Genomic DNA, 15,224 nt, shown 5'->3' with positions numbered 1-15,224 from the left:
GAGCGTTTCGTGACCGACATAAGCGCGGACAATCTGCGCTCCCCCATGCCAAGCTCCCCCCAAGATTTCAGCCTGCGCCGCATGGCGCTGCCCGCGTTTGGCCCCTCGCTCATGTTCGGCCTGTGCGAGGGCACTATCCTGCCGGTGCTGGCGCTCAGTGCCCGGGCGCTGGGGGCGAGCCTGGCGGTGGCGGGGCTGGTGGTGGCGCTGGTCGGTCTGGGTTCGTTGCTGGCCAATATTCCTGCGGCGTGGTTGGCCACACGCTTTGGCGAGCGGCGGGCCATGGTGGGCGCGGCCGGGTTCTGCCTGGTGGCGCTGGTGCTGTGCCTGGTGGCGCGCAGCGTCTGGCTGCTGGGGCTGGGCGTGTTCATGGTGGGGCTGGCGCGGGCGGTGTTCATGCTGGCGCGCCAGGCTTTTCTGGTGGAGGCGGCGCCGCTGCATTTGCGCGCCCGCGCCATGGCCATGCTCGGCGGGGTGCACCGCGTGGGCATGTTTGCCGGGCCGTTTCTGGGCGCGGCCTTCATCGGCTGGCTGGGGCTGGACGGCGCCTACTGGGCGGCGCTGCTGGTGATGCTGGCGACCGGCGCGCTGTCGCTGCTGGTGCCCGACCTGCCGACGCGGGCGCAGGCGGGCGCCGCCGCGCCGCAGGCGGTGCCGGCGCCGGCGGCCATGGTGCGCGCGCATGGGCGCGTGCTGCTCACGCTGGGCGTGGCCACGGCGCTGGTGGCGGCGATTCGCGCCTGCCGCCAGGTGGTGATTCCGCTGTGGGCCAGCCACATCGGGCTGGACGCGGCCAGCACCTCGCTGATCTACGGCCTGATGGGCGCGGTGGACATGCTGCTGTTCTACCCTGCGGGCCGGGTGATGGACCGCCGCGGGCGGCGCGCGGTGGCGCTGCCCAGCATGCTGGTGATGGGCGCGAGCTTTTGCCTGATGCCGCTCACCGGCGGTTTTGCCAGCCTGTTGGCGGCGAGCCTGCTGATGGGCGTGGGCAATGGCGTGGGCGCGGGCATCGTGCTCACCATAGGCGCGGACGCCTCGCCGGCAGCGGGGCGCACGCAGTTCCTCGGCATCTGGCGCGTGATCACCGATATCGGCGGGGGCGGCGGGCCGCTGCTGCTGTCGGCGCTCACCGCCGCGATCACGCTGGCCGGCGGCGTGCTGGTGACGGGCGGCCTTGGTTTTGTCGCCGCCTGGATGTTCTGGCGCTGGCTACCGGCAGCTCCCGCAAATCTGCCGGCAAAGGCTTGAAGGCGTCGCTTCGCACCGGCGTGCCAGCGCGCCTCAGGCGCGGCTGCGCATCCAGTCGAGTACCTCCCGGGCATTGCCGTCGGGCGGAAACACCGGGTAGAAGACCTTGACGATGCAGGCATCTTCGAGCACCAGCGTCAGGCGCTTGTGCAGCGCCATGCCCCCGGCCATGAAGCCCGGCAGGCGCAGCGCGGTGCCGAATTGCAGCGCCTGGTCGCTCAGCAGCTCGAAGGGCAGGTGCAGACGCTCGCGCGCCTCGCGCTGGTAGGCGCTGTCTTGCGTGCTCAGGCCGAAGACGCGCGCGCCGTGCTGGCACAGCGCCTCATGGTGGTCGCGGAAGGCGCAGGCCTGCGGCGTGCAGCCGCGCGCGCCGGGTATCGCGTCCCAGCCTTCGGGCAGGGCTATGCCCGGGCGCCCGGTCATGGGGTAGATGAAGATCACGGTGCGCCCGCCCAGCAGGTTCAGCGCGACCTGGCTGCCGTCGGTGCAAGGCAGTTGCAGCTCGGGCAGGCGCATGCCCATCAGGTGGCGGGCGGCGCCATCGTCCAAAGGTTCGGGCAGATCCGGCGGCAAGGGGAAGGTGACGGGGGTGTCCATGGGTGTGCCTCTCAGTTCAAGGGCAGGATGATTTCGCTGAGCTTCCAGCCCAGGCCTTGGCGCCTGAGCACGAAGCGCGTGTCGCCGCGGCGCCCGTGGGCGGTGACGATGAAGCGGTGCATGCCGGCGTAGCCCATGTCTGCCCCCGCCAGGGGGCGGCCTGCGCCGGCCTCGCCGTCCTCGGGCGTGCCGGCTTCGCCCCCGGGTTTGGCTGCGCCTTCACGCGGCGCGGTGCCGGCCATCAAACGCGCCAGGCCCGCCGGCGTGAGGTAGGCGTCTACCGCCCCGTCCACGACGGCGCCCGCCAGTGGCGCAATCAGGGCGGCCAGCGGGTTGAGCGCGCCGCCGTCTTCGCGCGCCACTTTGTCCAGCATCATGGCCTTGATCTGGTCCTTCAGGCTTTGGCGCACGCTGGCGAAGTCCACATGCTCGGCCAGCGCCTGGGCGTCGCGGCTCTGGGCTGCGTTGCCGATCTGGTAGACCGTGAGCCAGGGCGCGGCGATGAACCAGGCGGCCAGCAGCACGCCGGCGGCCAGAAGCGGAGCGAGGATTTTCTTGTTCACCGGGGAGGGCGCTGGGCGCAAAGGCGCCAGCATACCGCGCGGATTCCAAGCCTGTGGTCGCGGCTCACGCCGCTCCCGCAGGGACGGGCATGGTCAATAGACGGGCTGATGCTGCGTGATGGCCTCGCGCACCTTGGCGTCGATGGCAAAGCCCGCGCCGTGCCGCTGCGCGAGTTCCTCCGCGCGCGCCGCGAAGGCGTCCACGCCCGTGCCGTAGATGAACTGCATCGCGCCCCCGGTCCAGGCCGGAAAGCCGATGCCGAAGATCGAGCCGATGTTGGCGTCGTGCACGCTGGTGAGCACGCCTTCGGAAAGACACCGCGCGGTCTCTATCGCCTGGCGGTAGAGCAGGCGGTCTTGCAGCTCGGGCACGCTCCAGCGGGTATCGGGCTTTTCAAACAGGGGTTTGAGCTCGCTCCACAGGTGCTTTTTCTCGCCCTTGGGGTAGTCGTAGAAACCGCCGCCGCCGGCGCGACCGGGCCGCTTGAATTCCTTGACCATGCGCTCGACCAGCAGCTCGCCGGGCGTGGCCTGCCAGGTCTTGCCCTCGGCGGCGAGGTCGGCGCGGGTCTGCTCCATCACGTGCACGCTCAAGGACAGCGCGGTTTCGTCCAGCACCGCCAGCGGGCCTACCGGCATGCCGGCCTGCATCGCGGCGTTCTCTATCACCGGCGCGGGAATGCCCTCGGCGAGCATGCTGGCGCCTTCCATCACATAGGTGCCGAAGGTGCGGCTGGTGTAGAAGCCGCGCGCGTCGTTGACCACGATGGGCAGCTTGCCCAGCGCGAGCACGTAGTCGTAGGCGCGCGCCACGGTCTCGTCGCTGGTTTGCCGTCCGCGAATGATCTCCACCAGCCGCATCTTGTCTACCGGGCTGAAGAAGTGGATGCCGATGAATTTTTCCGGCGCGCGGCTGGCCTGGGCCAGGCCGGTGATCGGCAGGGTGGAGGTGTTGCTCGCGAAGAAGCCGCGCGGTGCCAGTTGCGGCTCGGCTTCGCGCGTGATCCTGGCCTTGAGCTCGCGGTTTTCGAACACCGCTTCGATGATCAGCTCGCAGCCCGCCAGGTCGCGCGCCTCGGCGGTAGGTGCGATGCAGGCGAGCAGCGCCTCGCGCGCCTCGGCGCTCATGCGGCCTTTTTCCACGCGCTTGTCGGCCAGGCGGGCGCTGTAGGCCTTGCCGTGCTCGGCCTTCTCGACGCTCACGTCCAGCAGTGGCGTGGCGATGTCGCGGCTGGCCTGCGCCCAGGCGATGCCCGCGCCCATCATGCCCGCGCCGAGCACGCCGACGCGCGTGGGCTTGAAGCGCTCGGCCAGCTTGGGGCGCGACTGCCCGCTCTTGATCGCGTTCAGGTCAAAGAAGAAGGCGCTGACCATGTTGTGCGCCACCGGGCTGGTCATGAGGCCAGCGAGGTAGCGGCTTTCGATGCGCAGCGCGGTGTCAAAGTCCACGCTCGCACCCTCGACCATCGCGGCCAGCGCCGCTTCGGGCGCGGGGTAGCGCCCGCGCGTGGTTTTGCGCAGCATGGCTGGCGCTACCGCCAGAGCGGCGGCAATCTTGGGGTTGGCCGGCGTGCCGCCTGGGATCTTGTAGCCCTTTTCGTCCCAGGGCTGGCGCGATTCGGGGTGGGCGGCAATCCAGGCCAGCGCCGCAGGCAGCAGCTCCTCGCGCGTGGCCACCAGTGCGTGCACCAGGCCCAGCGCCTTGCCCTGCTGCGGGTTGAACAGCTTGCCTTCAAGCAGCCAGGGCTGCGCGCCCATGAGGCCGAGCAGGCGCACCGTCTTGGTGATGCCGCTGGCGCCGGGCAGCAGGCCCAGCGTCACTTCCGGCAGGCCGAGCTGGGTTTTGGCCTCATCGACCGCGATGCGGTGGTGGCCCATCAAGGCCACCTCCCAGCCGCCGCCGAGCGCCGTGCCGTTGATGCACGAGACCACCGGAATGCCCAGGGTTTCCAGCGTGCGCATCTGCTTTTTCATGCGCTCGATCTCGGTGAACACCTGCGGCGCGTCGGCGGGCGTCAATCGCATCAGGGCCTTCAGGTCTGCGCCGGCAAAGAAAGTCTTCTTGGCCGATGCGAGCACGATGCCCTTGAGCTGCGCGCCCAGGCGGTCGCGGTCCGCCAGTACCTGGGCGGTCAGCGCGACCAGGTCGCCCTGCCAGCGCGCGCACATGGTGTTCACCGGCGAGCCGGGTTCGTCGAAGGTGACCAGGGCAACCTGGCCTTCGCCCTGGGCGGGGATGAGTTCGTAGCGGATGGTGTCCATGTGTTTGTCTCCCTCAAAGCCGCTCAACGATGGTGGCAATGCCCATGCCGCCGCCCACGCACAGCGTGACCAGGCCGTAGCGCAGTTGGCGGCGCTCGAGTTCGTCGATCAGCGTGCCCAGCAGCATCGCGCCGGTCGCGCCCAGCGGGTGGCCCATCGCGATCGCGCCGCCGTTGACGTTGACCTTCTCGTGCGGCACGCCCATCTCGCGCATGAAGCGCATGGGCACGGCGGCAAAGGCCTCGTTCACCTCGAACAGGTCGATCTGGTCTATCGTCATGCCGGCGCGCGACAGCGCCTTGCGTGTGGCGGGCATGGGGCCGGTGAGCATGATGGTGGGGTCGTCCCCGCTCACGGCGGTAGCGACGATGCGCGCGCGCGGCCTGAGGCCATGGGCCTTGGCCGCGGCCTCGCTGCCGATCAGCACGGCGGCCGCGCCATCGACGATGCCCGAGGAATTGCCCGCGTGGTGCACGTGCTCGATGCGCTCGACCTGCGGATAGCGCTGCAGCGCCACCTGGTCAAAGCCCATCTCACCCAACTGGGCAAACGAGGGCTTGAGCGCGGCCAGGCCGTCCAGCGTGGTCTGGGGCTTGATGAATTCGTCTTCGGCGAGGATCACCTGGCCGAGCATGTCGCGCACCGGCACCACGGAGCGCTGAAACCATCCGGCCGCCCGCGCTGCAGCAGCGCGCCTTTGCGACTCGACCGCGAAGGCGTCGACGTCGGCGCGCGTGAAGCCGTCCAGCGTGGCGATCAGGTCCGCGCCTATGCCCTGGGGCACGAACAGGGTCTGCAGATTGGTGGCGGGGTCTTGCGCCCAGGCGCCGCCGTCGCTGCCCAGCGGCACGCGGCTCATGCTCTCCACGCCGCCGGCGACGACCAGGTCTTCCCAGCCGCTGGCCACTTTCTGCGCCGCCAGGTTCACCGCCTCCAGGCCAGAGGCGCAGAAGCGGTTGATCTGCACGCCCGCGCAGCTCCACGCCCAGCCGGCCTTGAGCGCGGCGATCTTGGGCAGCACCGCGCCTTGTTCGCCCACTGGCGAGACGACGCCCATGACCACGTCGTCCACTGCGGCGCTGTCAAACCCCTGGCGTGCCTGCAGCTCGGCCAGCAGCCCGGCGGCCAGGTCTATGGGCTTGACCTCGTGCAGCGTGCCGTCCTTCTTGCCCTTTCCGCGCGGGGTGCGCAAGGCCTCGAACACATAGGCGGTGGTCATGCAATTTCTCCAGATGAAAAGTGGCTCAAACGCTTGCTGGACAAGCGCAAGCAGCTATGTTTTATGTATCTTCTCCTTCCCCCTTTGGGGGAAGGCAGGGATGGGGGCCGCGGGCATTGGCGCGATGGCAAGCAGGCCCCCACCCCAATCCTCCCGCAGAGGGGGAGGGTGCAAGGGGATCACCGCCCCGGCAAACCCATGTTGCGCGAGATCAGCTCCTTCATGATCTCGTTGGTGCCGCCGTAGATGCGCTGCACCCGCGCGTCGGCCCAGGCGCGGGCGATCGGGTATTCCCACATGTAGCCGTAGCCGCCAAAGAGTTGCACGCATTCGTCCATCACCTTGAACTGCAGGTCGGTGGTCCAGTACTTGGCCATGCTGGCGGTCTGGGTGTCCAGCTTGTCCTGCACGATGAGCTCGCAGCACTTGTCGACAAAGACGCGCGCCACCTGCACCTCGGTCTGCAGCTCGGCCAGGGTGTAGCGGGTGTTCTGGAAGGCGGCCACGGCCTGGCCGAAGACCTTGCGCTGCTTGACGTAGTCCAGCGTCCAGTCGATTGCCGCCTGCGCTGCGGCCACTGCGGTGATCGCAATCTGCAGCCGCTCCCAGGGTAGCTGCTCCATCAGGCAAATGAAGCCCTTGTTCTGCATGGCGGCGCCGCCCAGCAGGTTCTCGACGGGAACCTTGACGTCCTTGAAGAAGAGCTCGGAGGTGTCCTGCGCCTTCATGCCGGCTTTCTTCAGGCGCTGACCTTTCTCGAAACCGGCCATGCCGCGCTCGACCAGCAGCAGGCTGGTGCCCTTGGCGCCGGCGGCCGGGTCGGTCTTGGCCACGACGATGACCAGGTCGGCATGCCAGCCATTGGTGATGAAGGTCTTGCTGCCGTTGAGCACGTAGTGGCTGCCGTCATCGGACAGCAGGGCGGTGGTCTTCACACCTTGCAGGTCGCTGCCGGCGGCCGGCTCGGTCATGGCGATGGCGCCGACCATCTCGCCGCTGGCAAGCCGGGGCAGGTATTTGCGCTTTTGCTCCTCGGTGCCGTAGTGCAGGATGTAGGGCGCGACGATCTCGCTGTGCAGGCCAAAGCCTATGCCGGTGCAGCCGGCGCGCGCGATCGCCTCCATCTGCGCCACGCTGTAGAGCTTGTCCGCGCCTGCACCGCCGTATTCCTCGGGCATGCTCAGGCAGAGAAAGCCGTTGGTGCCCGCCTTGGTCCAGACCGCCCGGTCCACATAGCCTTGTTCTTCCCAGGCGGCGTGCTGGGGCATGACTTCCTTGTCCAGAAAGCGGCGGAAGCTGTCGGCAAACGCCTGGTGGCCGGCATCGAAAAGAGTGCGTTCGATCATGGTATTTAATTGAAGCAGTTGCTTGGTTAAAGTCTGACAGCTTTTGCCCGGATGTCCAGTCGCAGAAACGACAAACCGCCCGAAGGCGGTCTGCGTTGGCAGCGCGGCCGTGTTATTTGGTGGAGTAGTCGGACACGACCTTCCACTTTCCGTCTTCCACCAGCGACAGGCGCCAGGCGGTACTGCCCAGGTGCTTGGTGGCCGTGTAGGTGGCCGGGGCGCTGCCGAAGATGTCGGTCGGAAAGTGCATGGACTCCATGGTCTTGATGAAGGCGTCGGTCGTGAGGTTGGGCCCGGCCTTGGAGACGGCCTGCAGGAACATGTCCATCACGATGTAGCCATAGGCCGAGAAGATGCCGCCGTCCTCGCCGTACTTGGTCTTGTACTTGGTGGCCCAGAAGGCAAGCGGCTTGTTGCTGGTGTCGTCCGCATAAGGCACCTGCGCGGCCATGGTGGCGTACAAGCCGTCCATGGCCTTGCCGCCGAGCTTGGGAATCAACTCGCTGTAGGACGCGGCCGAGCCCAGGAACACCGGGTTGTAGCCCATCTTCTTGGCCGTGCCTATCGTGCCTATGGTCTCGCGTATCACGCCGCCCAGGGTCACCAGGTCGCAGCCCGCGGCCTTGGTCTTGGCCACTTGCGAGGAGAAATCGGTCGCGCCGCGCTTGAAGCTGGCCTTCTCGACCAGTTGCATGCCGATGTCCTTGAGGCCGTCCTCGGTGCCCTTGAGCACTTCGGCGCCGAACTCATCGTCCTGGTAGATGGTGCAGACCTTGGACAGCTTCTTGTCCTTCACGAGCTGGGGCACCGCCTCGCGGATCTGCTGGTAGTAGGGCGCGATGAAGGCGTAGGTCAGCGGGTTGAGCGGCTCGTACATCTCGCGCGCGGCGGTGAGCGGCAGGAAGTTGATCACCTTCTTGGGGAACATCACCGGGAAGGTGGCCAGATTGGCCGCCGTGCCGATGTGGCCGATGATGGCGAAGACCTTTTCCTGGTTCACCAGCTTTTGCGCCGCCAGCACCGCGCGCTTGGGGTCGTAGCCGTCGTCTTCCACCTTGAAGGCGATCTTGCGGCCGTTGATGCCGCCTTGTTCGTTGGCCTCGTCGACGCGCAGCTGCATGCCGTCGCGTGCCTGCTTGCCGATCGGCGCCAGCGGCCCGGAGAGGTCCTGGATGGTGGCGATCTTGAGCTCGGACTTGCTCACGCCCAGGTTCTGTGCCAGCGCGCTCCCGGCAAAGCCCAGGGCGCAGGCGGCGGCCAAAAGGGTGGTCTTCATGCGCATCGTCAGGTCTCCTTGTGTGGTTTGAAATGATTGTGGTTGCTGGTGCCGGCGCGTGGCTCAGGGTTTTCCCGCGCCGCGGTACATCGCCTCGATCTGCTCGGCGTACTTCTTCTCGACGAGCTTGCGCTTGAGCTTCATCGTGGGCGTGAGTTCTTCGTCCTCGGCGGTGAGCTGGGTGTCGAGCAGGAAGAACTTCTTGATTTGCTCCACCCGCGCAAACCGGGTGTTCACCTCGTCGATCACGTCCTGGATGAGCTGCTGCACTTCGGGCGCGCGCGTGAGGCTGGCGTAGTTGGAAAACGGCACGTCGTGGTCTTGCGCGTACTTCTCGACGTTTTCCTGGTCGATCATGACGATCACGGTGAGGTAGGGCCGCTTGTCGCCTATCACCACGGCGTCGGTGATGTAGGGGCTGAACTTGAGTTCGTTCTCGATCTCGCTGGGCGTGATGTTCTTGCCGCCCGCGGTGATGATGATGTCCTTCATGCGGTCGGTGATGCGGTAGTAGCCGTCGGCGTCCACGGTGCCGACGTCGCCGGTAGCAAGCCATCCGTCCTCGGTGAAGGTCTCGGCGGTCTTCTCGGGCAGGTTCAGGTAGCCGGCAAAGACGTTGGGGCCCTTGACCTGGATCTCGCCCGTCTGCGGATCCAGGCGCACCTGGTTGTAGTGCGCGGCCGGCCCTATGGAGCCGGGCTTGATGCGCGCGGGCAGCATGGCGGTGGAGACGCCGCAGGTCTCGGTCATGCCCCAGACCTCGAGCATGGGCACGCCCAGCGACAGGTACCACTTGATGAGCTCGGGCGAGATCGGCGCGGCGCCGGTGACGAGGTAGCGCGAGCGGTGTATGCCAATCATCTTGCGCACGTTGTCCAGCACCAGCCAGCGCGCGAGCCGAAAGCGCCACTTGAGCGAGGCGGGCACGTCCTGGCCCGCGAGCACCCGCTCGGCAATCTCGCGCCCCACGCCCAGCGCCCAGGCGTAGGCGCGCTGCTGCAGGCGCGAGCTTTCCCGGATGGCGATGGTGACGCCGGAATAGAACTTCTCCCACACGCGCGGCACCGCGACGAAGACCGTGGGCGCGATCTCGCGCACGTTCTCGGGCACGGTGTCGGGGTTCTCGACAAAGTTGAGCTTGCAGCCGGTGTACAGCGAGAGGTATTCGCCGCCCATGCGCTCGGCGATGTGGCACAGCGGCAGGAAGGCCATGGCTTCGTCCTGCTCGCTGCGCGAGATCACGCTGTTGAGCCCGCGCGCGGTCTGCACCAGCGCGGCGTGGGTGTGCATCGCGCCCTTGGGCTTGCCGGTGGTGCCCGAGGTATAGACCAGGATCGCCAGTTGTTCGGGCGTGATCGCGGCCACGCGCTCGCTCAGCATCTGCGGGTGTTCGGCGTTCCACTGGCGGCCCAGCGCGCGCAGTTGCGCCAGGCTGATCACGCCCTCGTCGTCGAGCTCGTGCAGGCCGTCCATGTCGAAGACGACGATTTTTTTCAGCAGCGGCAACTGCGCGCGCACTTCCAGCGCCTTGTCCAGCTGCTCGTCGTCCTCGACGAAGAGGATGCTGCTGTGCGAATCCTGCGTCAGATAGTGCACCTGGGGCGCGGCGTCCGTCGGGTAGATGCCGCTGGCCACGCCAGCGCAGGAGAGCACGGCCAGGTCGGCCAGCACCCATTCGAGGACGGTGTTGGACAGGATGGAGGCGGTGTCGCCCGGCGCAAAGCCCAGCGCCATCAGCCCGCCGGCGACTTCGCCCACGGCTTCTCCGACCTGCTTCCAGGTCCAGGCCTGCCACAGGCCGAGCTTCTTTTCGCGCAGCCACACGCCGGGGCCGCGCTCGCGCACCGCGTTCCAGAACATGGCAGCGATGGTCTCGCCCGCCATGGCGATGTCCTCGCGCGGCCGGATGTCGGGGTTCCACAACGTCGCCATTGGCCTACCTCCAGGTCTTCTTCTTCTTCCAGCGGCGCTCGCCGCGCACGCCGGCGTCCTTCATGCCCAGGTAGAACTCCTTGATGTCCTCCTTCTCGCGCAGGCGCTCGCAGCGGTCTTCCATGACGATGCGGCCGTTCTCCAGCACGTAGCCGAAGTCGGCGGCGTTCAGCGCCATGTTGGCGTTTTGCTCGACCAGCAAGATGGTGGTGCCGCGCTCGCGGTTGATGCGCACCACGATCTCGAAGATCTCCTTGGTCAGGCGCGGCGACAGTCCCAGGCTGGGTTCGTCGAGCAGGATGAGCTCGGGCGCGGCCATCAGCGCGCGGCTGATGGCAAGCATCTGCTGCTGCCCGCCAGAGAGCAGGCCGGCGTCCTGGTGGCTGCGCTCCTTCAGGATGGGGAAGTAGCCGTAGACCTGCTCCAGGTCGCGCCCTACCGCGTCGCGGTCGGCTCGGGTGTAGGCGCCCATCATCAGGTTGTCGCGCACCGACAGCAGCGGGAAGACCTCGCGCCCCTCGGGCACGTGCATCAAGCCCCGGCGCACGATGCTCGTGGGGTCGTTGGCGGTGATGTCCACGCCCTTGAACTGCACGCTGCCCTTGAGCGGATCGATGATGCCCGAGATGGTCTTGAGGATGGTGGTCTTGCCCGCGCCGTTGCTGCCCAGCACGGTGGCGATCTCGCCCGCGTGTACCGCCAGGCTCACGCCGCGTATCGCCTTGATCGGGCCGTAGGCGCTCTCCACGTTCTGCAACTGCAGCAGCGGCAGTTGCACGGCGCTGGCCTGGGTGTTCATGCGCGCCCTCCCACCCGCTGGCCGGCGGGGCGGCGCAGATTGCTCACGTCGTCTATCGTGCCCAGATAGGCCTCGGCCACGCCCGCGTGGGCCTGCACCTCGGCGGGGGTGCCGAGCGCCAGCACCTCGCCCTGGTTCATCGCCAGCACCCGGTCGGACACGCGCGAGACCAGCGACATGTCGTGCTCAACCATCAGCACGGTGATGCCCAGGTCTTTTCGGATGTCCTCGATCCAGAAGGCCATGTCGTCGGTTTCTTCCACGTTCAGGCCGGACGAGGGCTCGTCGAGCAGCAGCAGGCGCGGCTCGGTGCACAGCGCGCGGCCCAGCTCCACCACCTTGCGCACGCCGTAGGGCAGGCCGCCGACCAGGGTGTCGCGGTAGTGCTGCAGGTCGAGGAAGTCGATGACTTCCTCCACCTTCTCGCGCGCCTGCACCTCGGCGGCGCGGGTGCGCCCGGTAAACAGCATGTCGCTCAGCAGGCCGGTGCGCCGGCGGATGTGGCGCCCGATCAAGAGGTTGGCCAGAACGCTTGCGTGCTCGAACAGCTCGATGTTCTGGAAGGTGCGCGCAATGCCGAGCTCGGCCACCGCATGCGGCGCCTGCTCGGTCAGGCGCAGCGTGCCCTCGGGGCCGGCGTAGTCGATGTGGCCGCTCGTCGGCTGGTAGATGCGGCTGATCAGGTTGAACACCGTGGTCTTGCCCGCGCCATTGGGGCCGATCAGCGTGAAGACCTCGCCCTGCCGCACCTCGAAACCGACGTCGTTCACGGCCAGCAGGCCGCCGAAGCGCACGCTCAGGTGCTGCGCGCTCAAGAGGAGGTTGCCGCTCATCTCAGCCGCTCCGATTTCTGGAAGGACTTCTGGCGCCGGAACATCCCGCGCCGGTAGAAGGGGAACAGCTGCAGCCAGGCGCGCACCTTGATCCAGCGCCCATAGATGCCCAGCGGCTCGAACATCACGAAGACGATCAGCACCGCACCATAGACGAAGGTCTGCAGGCCTGGCGACTGGCCTATCGAATCGGGCAGCCAGTCCTTGGACAGGCTGATGAGCTGAGGCATGAAGATCAGGAACATCGCGCCCAGGAAGGCGCCGTGCACCGAACCCAGGCCGCCGATGACGATCATCAGCAGCAGGTCGATGGACTGCACGATGTCGAACTGCTCGGGCGTGATGAACTGCAGCTTGTGGCCATAGAGCGCGCCGGCGATGCCCGCCAGCGCCGCCGACAGCGCAAACGACAAGGTCTTGTAGTACGCAAGGTGTATGCCCATGCTCTGCGCCGAGATCTCCGAATCGCGGATTGCGACGAAGGCCCGCCCCGTGGGCGCGCGCAGAAGGTTCAGGATCGCGAGCGTGCAGACGATGGCGATCACCAGGCACAGGAAGTAAAACGCCTGCGACGACTCGAAGGCGTATCCCATGACCTGCGGCGGCTGCAGGAAGATGCCCTTGTTGCCGCCGGTGACCGACTCCCAGCGCGCGAAGATCTCCTCCACGATGAAGCCGAAGGCCAGCGTGGCAATGGCCAGATAGATGCCCTTGACGCGCAGCGCCGGCAGGCCCACGACGATGCCCACCGCGGCCGAGAGCAGCGCCGCGCACGACAGCGACAGCAGGAAGGGCCAGCCCATGGCGGTGAGCAGCGCCTGGGTGTAGGCGCCCACCCCGAGGAAGGCCGCATGCCCGAGCGAGAACTGGCCGGTAAAGCCCGCCAGCAGCATCAACCCCAGGCCGGCAATGCCGTAGATCAGCACGAAGGTGAGCTGGGCCAGCCAGTATTCGGGCAGCAGCGCGGGCGCGGCCAGCAGCCCGAGCAGCAGCAGCCCATACCAGAACCGATGGCCGCCATGCTTGGCCAGGCGGATGTCCTGCTGGTAGGAGGTCTTGAAAATGAAACGCATGGGCCTAGACCTTCTTGACCAGGCGCTCGCCGAACAAGCCGTTGGGCCTGACCATCAGCATGATGAGCACCACGACGTAGGCGGCCACGTCCTTGAAGCCCTCGGGCAGGTAAAAGCCCGAGAGCGACTCGATGCTGCCAATCACCAGCCCGCCGACGATGGCCCCGGGCAGGCTGCCGAAGCCGCCGACCACCGCGGCCGGAAAGGCCTTCAGCCCGATGAAGCCCATGTTGGCATGCACGAAGGTGATGGGCGCAAGCAGCAGGCCGGCGATCGCCGCCACCATGCCGGCCAGCGCCCAGACCATGCCGTTGATGCGCTGCACCGGTATGCCCATGTAGTAGGCCGCGAGCTGGTTCTGCGAGGCCGCCTGCATCGCCACGCCCAGGCGGGTGTAGCGAAACATCGCGAACAGCAAGGCGCACAGCAGCACCGTGGTGAGGATCACCGCGATCTGCTCGGAGCCCACCACCAGGCTGCCCCATTGCAGCGTCGCGTCCTTGTAGGGCACCTCCAGCGTGTGCGTCTCTGTGCCCATGCCCGGAATCATCGTGACCAGGCCGCGCAGCAGATAACCTATGCCTATGGTCAGCATCACGATGGAAAACGCGGGCTGGCCCAGCACCGGGCGTATCACCACACGCTCGAGCAGCAGGCCCAGCAGTCCCATGGCCGCCATCGCGGCGATCACCGCGAGCCAGAAGGGAAAGCCCAGGAAGGACATCGCGGCCACGCCGATGAAGGCGCCGACCATCATGAATTCGCCCTGGGCAAAACTGACGATCTCGGTGGCCTTGTAGATCAGGACGAAGCCCAGCGCGATCAGTCCGTAGATGCAGCCCTGGGCTACACCGCTGATCAGAAGTTGGACAAATTGCACCTGTGCGTTCCCGTTATTTTCACAAAGCGCCCGCTTTGCATAAATACCGATAATGCATGCAGCGACAGGTCTTCGCGTTAGGTGATTACCCTTAAAACCTGGGGTTCAGCCCGGAAGACCTTGCAAACACGGCGCTAGCAGCTATGGTTTTTGATAGCTCCTGACGCGACCCGGTATTTCCATGAAGGCTCGCCCCATGCCGACTGCCACGACGCCCGACCCTTTCGATGCCGAATTCATCGCCCTGCTGCGCGAGCTGTTCGAAGAAAAAATCGTCTTCAACCGCACGCTTGGTCTGAAGGTGACGCAGGTGGCCGCCGGCCAGGCCCGGGGACGCATCGCGATGCGCCCCGAGCTCGTGGGCCACTTTGCCTACAACCGCCTGCACGGCGGCGCCATCAGCGCGGCCCTCGATGCCATGGGGGGCCTGGCGATCATCGCGGCCATGGCGGCGCGGCACGCCGACAAGACACCCGAGCAGCGCCTGCAGCATTTTTCCAGGCTGGGCACGATCGATCTGCGCGTGGACTACCTGCGGGCCGCGATAGGCCCGTGGTTCGAGCTGCAGGCCCAGGTGCTGCGCCTGGGCTCGCGCGTGGCCAGCACGCGCATGGAATGCCTGGGCGCCGACGGCCAGTTGCTGGCCACGGGCGCGGCTTCCTACATCGTGGCCTGAACGTGTCGCCCGGCTCGGGGCGGCTGCCGGCGTCCGGGTGCTTGCCGCGGGGGGCGAGGCGCTTACTTCTCGGGCTGGATGGGGCGCGGGCGGCCCTGCTCGTCGATGGCCACGTAGCTCAGGCGCGCCTCGGTCACCTTCAGGTACTGGCCCTGGGCGCGGATGCGCTCGGCAAACACCTCGACCTGCACGGTGATCGAAGTGCGCCCGACACGCAGTACTGAAGAATAAAAAGAGAGCAGGTCACCCACGCGTACCGGCTGCTTGAACACGAATTCATTGACAGCCACGGTGGCAATGCGCCCGCAGGCAACGCGTGCGCTCAACACCGAGCCGGCCAGGTCGACCTGCGACATCACCCAGCCGCCAAAGATGTCGCCGTTGCTGTTGGTGTCGCTGGGCAGGGGGATGACCTTGAGCACCAGTTCCTTGTCCTGGGGCAGCGTGGTGGCGGGCGTGGTGTCGGGCTGTGGCATGTAGGCGTGGTCAGGAGTCGGGGTGGCGCGATTGTCCCGCA

At 67.1% G+C, this 15,224-nt stretch carries 14 protein-coding genes; 2 read left to right on the top strand and 12 right to left on the bottom strand.

What is annotated here, in order from left to right; genetic code table 11:
- Positions 1-45 precede the first annotated feature (45 nt).
- Positions 46-1,251, top strand: a complete 1,206-nt coding sequence (locus KUD94_RS09610; protein WP_218236984.1) for an MFS transporter — start codon at positions 46-48, stop codon at positions 1,249-1,251.
- 33 nt (positions 1,252-1,284) lie between these two features.
- Here the strand turns inward: KUD94_RS09610 and KUD94_RS09605 are convergent, their stop codons facing one another.
- The 11 genes from KUD94_RS09605 to KUD94_RS09555 form a co-directional block, all read right to left on the bottom strand.
- Positions 1,285-1,848, bottom strand: a complete 564-nt coding sequence (locus tag KUD94_RS09605; RefSeq protein WP_218236982.1) for a peroxiredoxin — start codon at positions 1,846-1,848, stop codon at positions 1,285-1,287.
- An 11-nt stretch (positions 1,849-1,859) separates the two neighbouring features.
- Entirely contained in the window at positions 1,860-2,411 is a 552-nt protein-coding gene (locus tag KUD94_RS09600) for a DUF2939 domain-containing protein (protein ID WP_218236980.1), read from the bottom strand.
- Between the two features lie 93 nt (positions 2,412-2,504).
- Positions 2,505-4,673: a 3-hydroxyacyl-CoA dehydrogenase NAD-binding domain-containing protein gene (locus KUD94_RS09595; RefSeq protein ID WP_218236978.1), complete on the bottom strand. Its 2,169-nt coding sequence runs from the start codon at positions 4,671-4,673 to the stop codon at positions 2,505-2,507.
- A 13-nt stretch (positions 4,674-4,686) separates the two neighbouring features.
- The gene (locus KUD94_RS09590; protein WP_218236977.1) at positions 4,687-5,892 is read right to left on the bottom strand and encodes an acetyl-CoA C-acetyltransferase; all 1,206 of its coding nucleotides are present in this window, start codon (positions 5,890-5,892) and stop codon (positions 4,687-4,689) included.
- A 179-nt stretch (positions 5,893-6,071) separates the two neighbouring features.
- Positions 6,072-7,238 carry an acyl-CoA dehydrogenase family protein gene (locus KUD94_RS09585; RefSeq protein ID WP_218236975.1) on the bottom strand — a complete coding sequence of 389 codons (1,167 nt, stop codon included), beginning with the start codon at positions 7,236-7,238 and terminating at the stop codon, positions 6,072-6,074.
- Between the two features lie 112 nt (positions 7,239-7,350).
- Positions 7,351-8,514 (bottom strand): ABC transporter substrate-binding protein, encoded by a 1,164-nt coding sequence (locus tag KUD94_RS09580; RefSeq protein ID WP_218236973.1) that lies wholly within the window; start codon positions 8,512-8,514, stop codon positions 7,351-7,353.
- A gap of 63 nt (positions 8,515-8,577) precedes the next feature.
- Positions 8,578-10,446, bottom strand: a complete 1,869-nt coding sequence (locus KUD94_RS09575; protein ID WP_218236971.1) for a long-chain fatty acid--CoA ligase — start codon at positions 10,444-10,446, stop codon at positions 8,578-8,580.
- Between the two features lie 4 nt (positions 10,447-10,450).
- Positions 10,451-11,245 carry an ABC transporter ATP-binding protein gene (locus KUD94_RS09570; RefSeq protein ID WP_218236969.1) on the bottom strand — a complete coding sequence of 265 codons (795 nt, stop codon included), beginning with the start codon at positions 11,243-11,245 and terminating at the stop codon, positions 10,451-10,453.
- Positions 11,242-12,078 carry an ABC transporter ATP-binding protein gene (locus tag KUD94_RS09565; RefSeq protein ID WP_218236968.1) on the bottom strand — a complete coding sequence of 279 codons (837 nt, stop codon included), beginning with the start codon at positions 12,076-12,078 and terminating at the stop codon, positions 11,242-11,244. Before KUD94_RS09565 ends, KUD94_RS09570 begins: the two co-directional genes overlap by 4 nt.
- Complete coding sequence (locus KUD94_RS09560; RefSeq protein WP_218236966.1) at positions 12,075-13,151, bottom strand: branched-chain amino acid ABC transporter permease; 1,077 nt, start codon at positions 13,149-13,151, stop codon at positions 12,075-12,077. The genes KUD94_RS09565 and KUD94_RS09560 overlap by 4 nt, the downstream gene beginning before the upstream one ends.
- A 4-nt stretch (positions 13,152-13,155) precedes the next feature.
- Entirely contained in the window at positions 13,156-14,031 is an 876-nt protein-coding gene (locus tag KUD94_RS09555; protein ID WP_218236964.1) for a branched-chain amino acid ABC transporter permease, read from the bottom strand.
- A 196-nt stretch (positions 14,032-14,227) separates the two neighbouring features.
- Between KUD94_RS09555 and KUD94_RS09550 the strand changes: the two genes are divergently transcribed.
- Entirely contained in the window at positions 14,228-14,707 is a 480-nt protein-coding gene (locus KUD94_RS09550) for a thioesterase family protein (protein WP_255568698.1), read from the top strand.
- 62 nt (positions 14,708-14,769) lie between these two features.
- On the opposite strand, the gene KUD94_RS09545 is transcribed toward KUD94_RS09550, so the two are convergent.
- Entirely contained in the window at positions 14,770-15,183 is a 414-nt protein-coding gene (locus tag KUD94_RS09545) for an acyl-CoA thioesterase (RefSeq protein ID WP_218236960.1), read from the bottom strand.
- Positions 15,184-15,224: the final 41 nt, after the last annotated feature.

This window comes from Comamonas sp. NLF-1-9, from assembly GCF_019195435.1.
In the GTDB taxonomy this organism is placed as follows: Bacteria; Pseudomonadota; Gammaproteobacteria; order Burkholderiales; family Burkholderiaceae_C; genus Comamonas_C.
The sequence above is the reverse complement of the archived record's forward strand: the minus strand, read 5'-3'. Positions and strand labels throughout refer to the sequence as shown.